The sequence below is a fragment of the Flavobacterium sp. FPG59 genome (assembly GCF_002150205.1).
In the GTDB taxonomy this organism is placed as follows: Bacteria; Bacteroidota; Bacteroidia; order Flavobacteriales; family Flavobacteriaceae; genus Flavobacterium.
This window is the reverse complement of sequence record NZ_MTCA01000093.1, coordinates 1-11655: the sequence shown is the minus strand read 5'-3', so window position 1 is coordinate 11655 and position 11655 is coordinate 1. Positions and strand designations below refer to the sequence as shown.

Sequence of the window (11655 nt, the reverse complement as noted above, 5' to 3'; positions counted from 1 at the left end):
GTATAAAACCGTATTAATTCAATTAGTTTTATACTTTTGAAACCGCAACTAACTTTTAGGAATATTTTACATAGAAGTTTTGCACTAATAGTATCAATTAAAATAGTCAACATGGCATTAAAGGGTTTATTTAGAAAAAAAACAGTTCAAGATATATTAAATCAAGTTGAAAAAAATAATGCAGACGGTCATAATGCATTAGGAAAACACTTAACAGCTAGGGATTTAACTGCTTTTGGAATTGCCGCAATTGTAGGAGCTGGTATCTTTAGTACCATTGGTAAAGCAAGTGCTGATGGTGGGCCAGCGGTAATTTTCTTGTTTCTGTTTACGGCTATTGCCTGCAGTTTTGCTGCTTTTGCATACGCTGAATTTGCCTCAATGGTTCCTGTTTCTGGAAGTGCTTATACGTATTCGTATGTTGCTTTTGGTGAAATAATTGCATGGATAATAGGTTGGGCGTTGATCATGGAGTATTCAGTCGGGAATATCACGGTGGCCATATCTTGGAGTGATTATTTTACCAGTTTACTTTCTAGCGGAGGTATTCATTTGCCACAATGGATTCAAATGGATTTCTTATCGGCGTCACGTGGATTTGATGAAGCCACAGCGCTCATGCAAGCAGGAAAAAGCTATGCGGATTTAAGTCCTGCGCTGCAAGATGCTTACACGGCTTGGAATACATCTCCAGTAATTGGTTCTTTTCATTTTGTTGCTGATTTACCTGCTTTACTTATTATTGTATTGATTACTGCTTTAATTTACCGTGGTATGAAAGAATCCCGAAATGCGAGTAATATCATGGTTGTTGTAAAATTATGCATTGTTCTTTTAGTAATAGCCGTGGGTGTTTTTTATGTAGATACTGCTAATTGGGATCCGTTTGCTCCAAATGGAGTTTCGGGGGTTTTAAAAGGAGTTTCAGCTGTATTTTTTGCCTACATTGGTTTTGATGCAATATCTACAACTGCCGAGGAGTGCAAAGATCCACAACGTGATTTACCTCGCGGAATGATGTGGGCTATCATTATATGTACACTGTTGTATATTGCAATTGCACTTGTACTTACAGGTATGGTAAGCTATGACCTTCTTAATGTAGGTGATCCGCTTGCTTTTGTATTCGAAAAATTAGATCTTAAATGGCTGTCGGGAATTATTGCTGTTAGTGCGGTTGTGGCTATGGCAAGTGTTTTATTGGTTTTTCAAATGGGACAACCTCGTATCTGGATGAGTATGAGTCGTGATGGCTTGTTGCCAAAACGTTTTTCTACAGTACATCCTAAATTTAAAACACCATCTTTTGCAACTATTGTAACTGGTTTTGTTGTTGCTGTTCCTGCTTTGTTTTTAAACTTAACATTGGTGACTGATTTATGCAGTATTGGGACTTTATTTGCTTTTGTGCTGGTTTGTGCTGGTGTATTAGTGTTGCAAAATAAAAAAGATATTCCTCGTGGTAAGTTTAAAACACCTTATGTGAATTCTAAGTTTATCATGCCTGTATTATTAGTTATAGGAATTGTGGCTGCATTTGGGTATAACAATAAAGCAACAATGGATTTTATTACGAATGAAACTCAGGCTAACAGTTCATCAGCTATTATTACTGCTTTAAATAAAGAAGAAACTCAAAAAGTTTACCAATACTTAGTTACAGTTGATCCAAAAAATACTACAACAGAAACACCTGATTTAGAGCAGTTGTTAAGTCAGTATCAAGAAGATGATGCAGCGTATGCAAAAATTATTTCGGGACTTCCTGTTGATGATGCTATTAAATATGAAAGTGGTTTTAGCTTGTTCAAGCACAAAATTCCAATGTGGATTTTTATCATCACACTTTTAGGACTTACAGTTTGGTCTTACAAAGAAAATTTATCCCTAATTCCTTTACTTGGACTAATATGTTGTTTGTATATGATGGCTGAATTAAGTGTATGGAACTGGATTTATTTTGGAGTTTGGTTGCTTATTGGGCTGGTGATTTATTTTGGCTTTAGCCAAAAAAACAGTAAACTTAACATTTAAAACTTTTTTAAATATCTTGACAAACCTTTATGCAAATAAAGGTTTGTTGTTTTTAAAAGCTTTTTTTGCTAGACCTGAAAAATTTTTCAAGAGTTTTAAATCTTTATTTTAAAAATAATTGCAATAGAAAGGATATTTATAATTTTGACAATCCAAAATCCATTTTCCTATATTTGCTATCTAAAATGTACACCCATAGTGACTCAAATCAATAAACTCAAAATATTTAATGATCCCATTTACGGTTTCATTACCATTCCAAATGCTTTAATTTACGACTTAATTCAGCATCCTTATTTTCAGCGTTTACGAAGGATTTCTCAGATGGGATTGTCCTATTTAGTTTATCCAGGCGCTAATCATACTCGTTTTCACCATGCTTTAGGTTGTATGCACTTGATGCAGAAAGCGGTCGATGTATTGCGTTTTAAAGGTGTTGCAATTTCTACAGAAGAGGAAAATGCTCTTTATATTGCCATTTTACTCCATGATATAGGGCACGGTCCTTTTTCTCATGCCATGGAAAAAAGTATTGTAGAGGATGTGCATCATGAAGCTATTTCATTGCTTTTTATGAATAAATTAAACAATGACTTTAATGGGCAACTCAGTTTAGCAATCCAGGTTTTTAAAGGAGAATACAATCGAAAATTCATGTTGCAATTGATTTCTAGTCAACTAGATATGGATCGGATGGATTATTTAAAACGAGATAGTTTTTACTCTGGTGTTGCTGAGGGCAATGTAAATTCGGAGCGTTTAATCCAAATGATGAATGTGGTTGATGATTATTTAGTTATTGAAGAGAAAGGAATATACTCGGTAGAAAAATTCTTAATGTCAAGAAGATTGATGTATTGGCAAGCGTATTTACACAAAACAAGTCTTGTAGCCGAGTTGATATTAATGAAAATTTTGAAACGTGCAAAAGAACTTACTTTGAAAGGGATAGATCTTCCTTGTAGTGACCCACTTTTATATTTTATGCAAAATAAAGTTACCATTGATACTTTTGACGAAACTACATTAGATTTATTTGCGCAATTAGATGATTTTGATATCATAGGAGCCTTAAAAAGTTGGCAAAAAAACGATGATTTTATTCTGTCTTCTCTAAGCAAAATGATTGTCAACAGAGATTTGTTAAAAATTAAATTAACAAATGATAAAGTAACTCTTGAGGATTTACAGCCTATGCAAGAACGTTTTGCTGCTCAAAATTCTATTTCTATTGCCGATACCAATTATTTTATTTTTAAAGGAAAAATCAAGAATCAAGCATACAGTAAAGAGGCTGAGCCCATACGTATTCTTACAAAAAGACAGCACAATTGAAGACGTAATTGAGTCATCTGATCAGTTAAATTTGAAATCCTTATCAAAGTTAGTGACCAAGTATTATTTATGTTTCCCAAAACAACTGTTATAAAAACAGCATTTAAAATCTATTTTTTTATATTTTTGTCGCAATGAAATTTACAGCAGCACAAATAGCGGAGATTCTGGAGGGAGAAGTAATAGGGAATCCTATGGCTGAAGTTTCTACATTATCAAAAATTGAAGAAGGTATTGAGGGTTCACTTACTTTTCTTTCAAATCCTAAATATAACAACCATATCTATACTACAAAAGCATCTGTTACAATTGTTAATCAAAGTTTTGCACCCGATAATATGGTAAACACAACAATGATTAAAGTTGATGATGCTTATGCCTCGTTTACCAAATTATTAGAATTTTATAATCAAGTAAAACTCAATAAAGCGGGGGTTGAAGAACCTTCTTTTATTTCTAAAAATGTAATTTTAGGAGCTAATTTGTATTTAGGAAGCTTTAGTTATATTGGCGAAAACGTTTCAATTGGTGATAATGTAAAAATTTATCCAAATTGTTTTGTAGGGGATAACGTATTTTTAGGAGATAATACAATTCTTTTTGCTGGTGCAAAAGTGTATTCGGAAACAATTATTGGAAAAAATTGTACCATTCACTCTGGTGCAATTATCGGATCTGATGGTTTTGGTTTTGCACCAAATCCTGACGGGACGTACACAAAAATACCTCAAATAGGTAATGTAATTATTGAAGATAATGTTGATATAGGTTCCTGTACTACTGTAGATAGAGCAACAATGGGATCTACTATAATTAGAAAAGGAGTAAAGTTAGACAATCAAATTCAGATTGCTCACAATGTTGAGATAGGGGAGAACACGGTTATTGCAGCTCAAACTGGTGTAGCTGGTTCTACAAAAATCGGCCGAAACTGTATGATAGGAGGTCAGGTTGGCATATCTGGCCATTTAACAATAGGTAACAATGTTCGTATTCAAGCCCAATCAGGTGTGGGGAGAAACATAAAAGACAATGAAGTTTTACAAGGTAGTCCTACCTTTGGGTACAATGATTTTAGTAAGTCATATGTGCATTTTAAAAACTTACCTAAAATTGTAGCTGAAATAGAAGAATTAAAAAAGAAAATTTTAAACCAAAAAAATGGAAACAATGGTTAAACAGAAAACCATCAAAACAGAAATTTCACTTACAGGAGTGGGCTTACATACCGGAAAAGAAGTTAAAATGACTTTTAAACCAGCTCCAGTAAATAATGGTTTTACTTTTGTGAGAGTTGATCTAGAGGGGCAGCCAGTGATAGAAGCTGACGCTAATTATGTGGTAAACACACAAAGAGGAACTAATCTTGAAAAACTTGGTGTAAAGATTCAAACTCCAGAGCATGTTTTGGCGGCATTAATAGGTTGTGATCTTGATAATATTATAATTGAATTAAATGCTTCTGAACTTCCTATTATGGATGGTTCTTCTAAATATTTTGTTGAAGCGCTAGAAAATGCAGGCTTTGAAGAGCAAAATGCAAAACGCAAAGTATATGTTGTAAAAGAGGTAATTTCATATCTTGACGAAGCTTCTGGAAGTGAAATTCTAGTAATGCCAAGTGATCAATACTGCGTTACAACCATGGTTGATTTTGGAACTAAAATATTAGGAACTCAAAACGCAAACTTAAAAAGTATTACCGATTTTAAAAATGAAATTGCTGATTCTAGAACTTTTAGTTTTCTACATGAATTAGAGTCCTTATTAGAAAATGGATTAATTAAAGGTGGCGATTTAAACAACGCAATTGTATATGTTGATAAGGAAATTTCAGCATCTACAATGGAAAATTTAAAGCTTGCATTTGGTAAAGATGAAATTTCGGTTAAACCAAATGGGATTCTAGATAACCTAACGTTGCATTATCCTAATGAGGCTGCAAGACACAAATTACTTGATGTAGTTGGTGATTTAGCTTTGATAGGAACACGCATTCAAGGAAAAGTAATTGCCAATAAACCAGGTCATTTTGTGAATACACAATTTGCAAAAAAGATGGCAAAAATCATAAAAATTGAACAAAGAAACTACGTTCCTGTTTATGATTTGAATCAAGAACCTTTGATGGACATTCATAAAATTATGGCGGTGTTGCCTCACAGACCTCCATTTTTATTAATTGATAGAATCATTGAAATGTCTGAAAGTCACGTGGTAGGTATGAAAAATGTGACCATGAACGAGAATTTCTTTGTAGGACATTTTCCAGAAGCTCCCGTAATGCCAGGTGTTTTAATTGTTGAAGCTATGGCTCAAACAGGAGGAATACTGGTTTTAAGTACGGTTCCAGATCCTGAAAATTATTTGACATATTTCATGAAAATTGATAATGTGAAATTCAAACATAAAGTATTACCTGGTGATACATTGATATTTAAATGTGATTTGATCACGCCTATCCGTAGAGGAATATGTCACATGCAAGCAAATGCTTACGCAAATGGTAAGCTTGTAGCCGAGGCAGAACTTATGGCGCAGATTGCAAAAAAACAGTAAAATTGGATTGATATGTTTTAAAGCATTAAACTTTCAATTGCAATAATTTAAAATTAATAAAAAAGAGCTGATGAATCAACCACTAGCCTATGTTCATCCGGGTGCTAAAATTGCCAAAAATGTTGTAATAGAACCATTTACAACCATTCACAATAACGTTGTTATTGGAGATGGAACTTGGATAGGTTCAAATGTTACCATTATGGAAGGTGCAAGAATTGGAAAAAATTGTAATATATTCCCTGGAGCAGTCATTTCAGCAGTTCCTCAAGATTTAAAATTTGGCGGAGAGGATTCACTAGTAATTATAGGCGATAATTGTACCATTAGAGAATGTGTAACTATCAATAGAGGTACTATTGCTTCTGGTCAAACTGTAATAGGTGATAATTGCCTTATTATGGCAACGGCGCATATTGCTCATGATTGCCATGTTGGTAATAATGCCATTATTGTTAATGGTGTTTTACTTGGTGGCCATGTAACCATTGGAAATTATGCCATAATAGGTGGATTGTCAGCAGTTCATCAATTTATAAGTGTAGGTGATCATGCTATGATTTCAGGAGGATCTTTGTTGAGAAAAGATGTTCCACCATATACAAAAGCGGCTAAAGAACCTTTGTCATACGTAGGGATAAACTCTGTAGGTTTACGAAGAAGAGGATTTTCTTCTGATAAAATAAGAGAGATTCAAGACATCTATAGAATTTTATATCAAAAAAATTACAATGTCACTCAAGCTTTGGGAATTATTGAAGCCGAAATGGAAGCAACTCCAGAAAGAGATGAAATAATTGATTTTATCAGAAATTCTTCACGAGGTGTTATGAAAGGATATTCTGGGAACTATTAATTCTATTTCCAAAATAAGAATCAAAAAAAACAAAATAATTAAGTAACTCATTTTCATTTCCTATATTCTCTTATTTTAGAATTAGGACAGATAAATTAAACAAACATTCAAATGGCATCTACATCAGATATTAAAAACGGATTGTGTATCAAGTACAACAATGATATTTATAAAATTATTGAATTTTTACATGTTAAGCCAGGAAAAGGGCCAGCATTTGTGAGAACAAAATTAAGAAGTTTAACAAATGGTAAAGTATTAGATAACACTTTTTCGGCAGGTCACAAAATTGATGAAGTTCGCGTTGAAAACCACAAATTCCAATTTTTGTACCCAGAAGGAGATCAGTTTCATTTTATGAACACAGAAACTTTTGAACAAATTACATTAAACAAAAATATTTTGGATTCTCCTGATTTATTAAAAGAAGGTGAAAATGTAATGGTAAGTATCAATACAGAAACTGATTTGCCTTTATCTGTTGATATGCCAGCTTCAGTTATTCTTGAAGTTACCTATGCTGAGCCAGGGATAAAAGGAAATACAGCAACCAATGCTACTAAATCTGCTACGGTAGAAACGGGTGCTAGTGTGAATGTACCTTTATTTATCAATGAAGGTGACAAAATTAAAATTGATACAGCAAGTGGTTCTTACATGGAGCGCGTGAAAGAATAAGTTCTTACTTGTTCTATTTTTCAAAATATTTTGATTTTAATAAAAAATAGTAAATGAAGTTCCAAAAAAGACATGCTTTACAAGAAATAGCAAGCATCATCAATTGTAAATACATTGGTGATGCTGATTTTCCTGTTTACGGTATGAATGAAATTCATGTAGTGGTACCAGGCGATATCGTTTTTGTTGACCATCCTAAATATTATGATAAAGCATTACAATCTGCGGCAACCATAATATTAATCAATAAAGAGGTTGATTGTCCAGAGGGTAAAGCATTGTTATTGTCTGATGATCCTTTTAGAGATTTTAATGTTTTAACAAGGCATTTTAAACCTTTTCAATTTTCGAATGTTGCTATTTCTAACACTGCTGTAATTGGTGAAGGAACAGTCATTCAACCCAATACTTTTATTGGAAATCATGTGGAAATTGGTAATAATTGTTTAATCCATTCTAATGTGTCTATTTATGACCATACTGTAATAGGTAACAATGTTATTATACATGCTGGTACTGTTTTAGGGGCTGATGCTTTTTATTATAAAAAACGTCCAGAGGGTTATGATCAATTGGTTTCTGGTGGTAGAGTTGTTATTGAAGACAATGTTGGGATAGGTGCTCTTTGTACCATTGATAAAGGAGTGACTGGAGATACAACCATAGGTGAAGGAACAAAAATTGACAACCAAGTTCATATTGGACATGATACCGTTATTGGTAAAAAATGTTTAATTGCATCTCAAACTGGTATTGCAGGTTGTGTAATTGTTGAGGATGAAGTAACCATGTGGGGACAAGTAGGCACAACTAGTGGAATCACAATTGGGGCAAAAGCTGTTATTATGGGACAAACTGGAGTTACTAAATCTGTTGAAGGTGGTAAATCCTATTTTGGTACACCTATAGAAGAATCTAGGGAAAAGTTGAAGCAATTGGCTAATATTAAAAAAATTCCAGAAATTTTAAATAAACTGAAGTAATATGTCTGCTAAAGAAATAGTTCAAAATTTTTATAAATCAGATGCTTTAATTGATAGTACCCTTCTAAAAGAATTTTTGCATCCAGAAATAGTTTTAGAGTGGAATAGTAGCAAAGGATTTGTCGAACATGATTTTTCTTCATTATTATTACTTTCAGATGAAATAAGTAAAGCTTATGTTCGATCAAAAGTTAGAATTAGTCACATTATTGCCGAAAATGATTTGGTATCAGTGCGTTATTCTCATTTTGTTAAAACAATTGAAAATCCAAGAGAAGAAATGCTTTTAGCTCATTTTATTGTAATTTGGCAAATTAAAGATCAAAAATTATATCGCGGATATCAAATGAGTCAATTATCATAATTTAGTGTCAAAAAACTGAACCCTGAATACTGATTACTGATTACTATTTTATACTTTTGCATAACCATTTTAAAAACTACATAAAAAATATATCATGAGTGTTTTAGTTAACAAAGATTCCAAAATAATTGTTCAAGGTTTTACAGGAAGTGAAGGTACTTTCCATGCTTCTCAAATGATCGAGTATGGTACCAATGTTGTAGGTGGTGTAACTCCTGGTAAAGGAGGAACAAGTCACTTAGATAGACCTGTATTTAATACTGTAAAAGATGCTGTTGACCAAGCAGGTGCTGATACAACTATCATTTTTGTACCACCAGCTTTTGCTGCTGATGCTATTATGGAAGCTGCTGATGCTGGGATTAAAGTAATCATTGCAATTACCGAAGGAATTCCTGTTGCTGATATGATAAAAGCAAACAGTTATGTAAAAGAAAGAAATGCAAGATTGATAGGGCCTAACTGTCCTGGGATTATTACTCCAGGTGAAGCTAAAGTAGGGATTATGCCAGGTTTTGTATTCAAAAAAGGAACTGTAGGTATTGTGTCTAAATCAGGAACTTTAACTTATGAGGCAGCTGATCAAGTAGTAAAACAAGGTTTAGGAATCACTACTGCAATCGGTATTGGTGGAGATCCAATCATCGGAACTACTACAAAAGAAGCTGTTGAGTTATTAATGAATGATCCAGAGACTGAATGTATCGTAATGATAGGTGAAATTGGCGGTCAACTGGAAGCTGATGCTGCAAAATGGATCAAAGCGGATGGAAACCGTAAGCCAGTTGTAGGTTTCATTGCAGGAGTTACTGCTCCAGCAGGACGTACAATGGGGCATGCAGGTGCAATTGTTGGAGGTTCTGACGATACAGCTGAGGCTAAAAAACAAATCATGAGAGAATGTGGTATTCACGTTGTGGATTCACCAGCTGAAATTGGTAAAAAAGTAAAAGAAGTTTTAGGTTAATCTAAGCTTTTTCTAAATAATAGTAAAGCCTCACAATTTGTGAGGCTTTTTTATGATAAATAGAATTAAAAAAATACCTTTGCACTTTATTGAAAATCTGATTTTACAGCAAAATCAATAAAATGCAAATGAACTTGTTATGGTTTATTTTACTACTCGTAAAATGATGTTCATGGCTAGTTCCTAATAAATAATATATATGTACAAAGAATTAGAAAAATTCAAAGTTACCAATCAATTTTCTTTCACAATTGAAGATAGTCTTGCTGAAGTTTGCAATGCTTCTGATGGATCAGGGGTGTTTTTAGTGTATGCCATAGGTGATTCAAAAGAATTGATTATGGTAGGTTCTACAGGAACTGTTCAAAATAATGGTGCTTTAAAAGCAAAAAATGGCGGACTTTATGACAAGATTGTAGAGGGGCATCAATTTGCTAAAACGGGAAGAAAATATTCTTGGCCAGCACAAATGAAAATTGAAGACATTACCGCGCTTGAAGTAGTTTGGTATGAAACTTTTAATACAGACTCAAAAGGAATTCCAACTGCAGTTGAAGGTGTGATTTTACAAAATTTCTTTGATGAAAATGGAAGATTACCAAGATGGAATGTAGCTTTTTAAGTTCATTTTGATTAAAAATTAAAAGTCCCCAAATCTACATTTGGGGACTTTTATGTTATTTAAAAGGTGTTGACCATTTTGTATCTACATAGACATTTGTTCCAGTTAAGGTTTTTAGAAAGGCGATTAAAGCGTCTACTTCTGAGGCATTTAAATTTAATTTTTGACCAAAACCATTTGGCCTTAACCTAGCGTCAAGATTTGTATTTCCAGGTGCTAGGTTTATTGTGCTGTAATGGCCAATTACATTTTGAAGCGTATTCAAATTTGCGGTATGTATGAAAGCGCCATTGGTACTTCCATCTGCTTTTACCAAGTCTCTAAGTGATGGTGATTTAGTATTTGCGATGTCAATTCCATTTCCATTTAGTATCCCGATTATTCCATTATTTCTACTGTTTGGATCAATACTAAATTCAGGAGCTTGATGGCAACCCGCACAACCTACTCCTCCAGCAGTTCTATTTCCAGTAGCGTCAAAAACAGGTGGTGTTAAAAATAATTTTTTACCTTGGTTTTCTTGAGCTGTGAAATTAGGAAACTGTTGATTGTCATTTGCAACAAGGGCGCGACCCACATCATATTTTGCATCAAATGATTGAATGCTTCTTACAAATTGTGATAAAGCAAGCTGAATTTTGTTTTCAGCAATATCCTCTGATCCATATACAAACTTGAACAATTCTTTATAATACCCTATGTTTTGTAGTTTAGTAATTAATGCAGTAAAGTTGCCATCGCCTAATGTACCACTAAAACCCATTTCAATATGGTCTTGAATAGGTTGGGTTACTTGGTTCTCTAAAGTTGAAGCTCTTTCATCCCAAAAGAATTTATTTTCATTTGAAAATCTAGTATTTATTAATCTCATGGAGTGTCTACTAGTTGTTCCGTTTACTCCTGTACTAGCTGCTGCAACATCTCCAAAAGCATTTGCTTGAATGTGACAAGAGGAGCAGGAGATGGTATTTTTTGACGATAAATTCTTATCGTAGAATAAGACCCGTCCTAAAGTAGCGCCTTTATCTGTAATGGCATTCCCTGCAGTATTATCTTTAGTGATATAGCTAGGAATCGTTTGGTTCGAATAATTATCTAGTTTGTTAACATTTATTTTGCCGGTAAATGTTGTTGTAATATTAGGATAGGGATCAATAGCCACATATTCATTTGCGTCATCATTTTTACTACAACTTAGAACTAAAATAAAGCCGATTAATGATAGGAATTTTTTTTCATAATGATTCTATTAATGTT

Annotated in this window: 10 protein-coding genes and 1 pseudogene; 10 read left to right on the top strand and 1 reads right to left on the bottom strand. The window is 33.4% G+C overall.

The annotated features are described in order from the left end of the window. Nucleotides 1-111: 111 nt before the first annotated feature. The 10 genes and pseudogenes from FPG59_RS09605 to FPG59_RS09560 all read left to right on the top strand — a co-directional run bounded on the left by FPG59_RS09605 (nt 112) and on the right by FPG59_RS09560 (nt 10398). Nucleotides 112-2034, top strand: a complete 1923-nt coding sequence (locus tag FPG59_RS09605; protein WP_086454393.1) for an amino acid permease — start codon at nt 112-114, stop codon at nt 2032-2034. 198 nt (nt 2035-2232) lie between these two features. Then, nucleotides 2233-3463, top strand: a pseudogene (locus FPG59_RS09600) (HD domain-containing protein). Between the two features lie 40 nt (nt 3464-3503). Next, on the top strand, nt 3504-4547 hold the full coding sequence (lpxD, locus tag FPG59_RS09595) for a UDP-3-O-(3-hydroxymyristoyl)glucosamine N-acyltransferase (RefSeq protein WP_086454392.1): 1044 nt from the start codon (nt 3504-3506) through the stop codon (nt 4545-4547). Then, complete coding sequence (locus FPG59_RS09590) at nt 4540-5928, top strand: bifunctional UDP-3-O-[3-hydroxymyristoyl] N-acetylglucosamine deacetylase/3-hydroxyacyl-ACP dehydratase (protein ID WP_086454394.1); 1389 nt, start codon at nt 4540-4542, stop codon at nt 5926-5928. The genes lpxD and FPG59_RS09590 overlap by 8 nt, the downstream gene beginning before the upstream one ends. A 70-nt stretch (nt 5929-5998) precedes the next feature. After that, complete coding sequence (gene lpxA, locus FPG59_RS09585; protein WP_086454391.1) at nt 5999-6784, top strand: acyl-ACP--UDP-N-acetylglucosamine O-acyltransferase; 786 nt, start codon at nt 5999-6001, stop codon at nt 6782-6784. A 111-nt stretch (nt 6785-6895) separates the two neighbouring features. Continuing rightward, a complete protein-coding gene (efp, locus tag FPG59_RS09580) occupies nt 6896-7462 on the top strand; it encodes an elongation factor P (RefSeq protein WP_086454390.1) in 567 nt (188 codons plus the stop codon). Between the two features lie 53 nt (nt 7463-7515). Continuing rightward, the gene (locus tag FPG59_RS09575) at nt 7516-8445 is read left to right on the top strand and encodes a UDP-3-O-(3-hydroxymyristoyl)glucosamine N-acyltransferase (RefSeq protein WP_086454389.1); all 930 of its coding nucleotides are present in this window, start codon (nt 7516-7518) and stop codon (nt 8443-8445) included. A gap of 1 nt (nt 8446) precedes the next feature. Continuing rightward, the gene (locus FPG59_RS09570; protein WP_086454388.1) at nt 8447-8809 is read left to right on the top strand and encodes a hypothetical protein; all 363 of its coding nucleotides are present in this window, start codon (nt 8447-8449) and stop codon (nt 8807-8809) included. A gap of 94 nt (nt 8810-8903) precedes the next feature. Then, a complete protein-coding gene (gene sucD, locus FPG59_RS09565; protein ID WP_086454387.1) occupies nt 8904-9776 on the top strand; it encodes a succinate--CoA ligase subunit alpha in 873 nt (290 codons plus the stop codon). 199 nt (nt 9777-9975) lie between these two features. Continuing rightward, the gene (locus FPG59_RS09560) at nt 9976-10398 is read left to right on the top strand and encodes a hypothetical protein (RefSeq protein WP_086454386.1); all 423 of its coding nucleotides are present in this window, start codon (nt 9976-9978) and stop codon (nt 10396-10398) included. Nucleotides 10399-10453: 55 nt separating this feature from the next. On the opposite strand, the gene FPG59_RS09555 is transcribed toward FPG59_RS09560, so the two are convergent. Next, nucleotides 10454-11560, bottom strand: coding sequence for a cytochrome-c peroxidase (locus FPG59_RS09555; RefSeq protein ID WP_254906675.1), 1107 nt, complete (start codon nt 11558-11560; stop codon nt 10454-10456). Between the last annotated feature and the right edge of the window lie 95 nt (nt 11561-11655).

Excerpts from the sequence above, each read along its gene's own strand:
- FPG59_RS09605 (WP_086454393.1), top strand. The coding sequence starts at position 112 with ATGGCATTAAAGGGTTTATTTAGAAAAAAAACAGTTCAAGATATATTA.
- lpxD (WP_086454392.1), top strand. The coding sequence starts at position 3,504 with ATGAAATTTACAGCAGCACAAATAGCGGAGATTCTGGAGGGAGAAGTA.
- FPG59_RS09590 (WP_086454394.1), top strand. The coding sequence starts at position 4,540 with ATGGTTAAACAGAAAACCATCAAAACAGAAATTTCACTTACAGGAGTG.
- lpxA (WP_086454391.1), top strand. The coding sequence starts at position 5,999 with ATGAATCAACCACTAGCCTATGTTCATCCGGGTGCTAAAATTGCCAAA.
- efp (WP_086454390.1), top strand. The coding sequence starts at position 6,896 with ATGGCATCTACATCAGATATTAAAAACGGATTGTGTATCAAGTACAAC.
- FPG59_RS09575 (WP_086454389.1), top strand. The coding sequence starts at position 7,516 with ATGAAGTTCCAAAAAAGACATGCTTTACAAGAAATAGCAAGCATCATC.
- FPG59_RS09570 (WP_086454388.1), top strand. The coding sequence starts at position 8,447 with ATGTCTGCTAAAGAAATAGTTCAAAATTTTTATAAATCAGATGCTTTA.
- sucD (WP_086454387.1), top strand. The coding sequence starts at position 8,904 with ATGAGTGTTTTAGTTAACAAAGATTCCAAAATAATTGTTCAAGGTTTT.
- FPG59_RS09560 (WP_086454386.1), top strand. The coding sequence starts at position 9,976 with ATGTACAAAGAATTAGAAAAATTCAAAGTTACCAATCAATTTTCTTTC.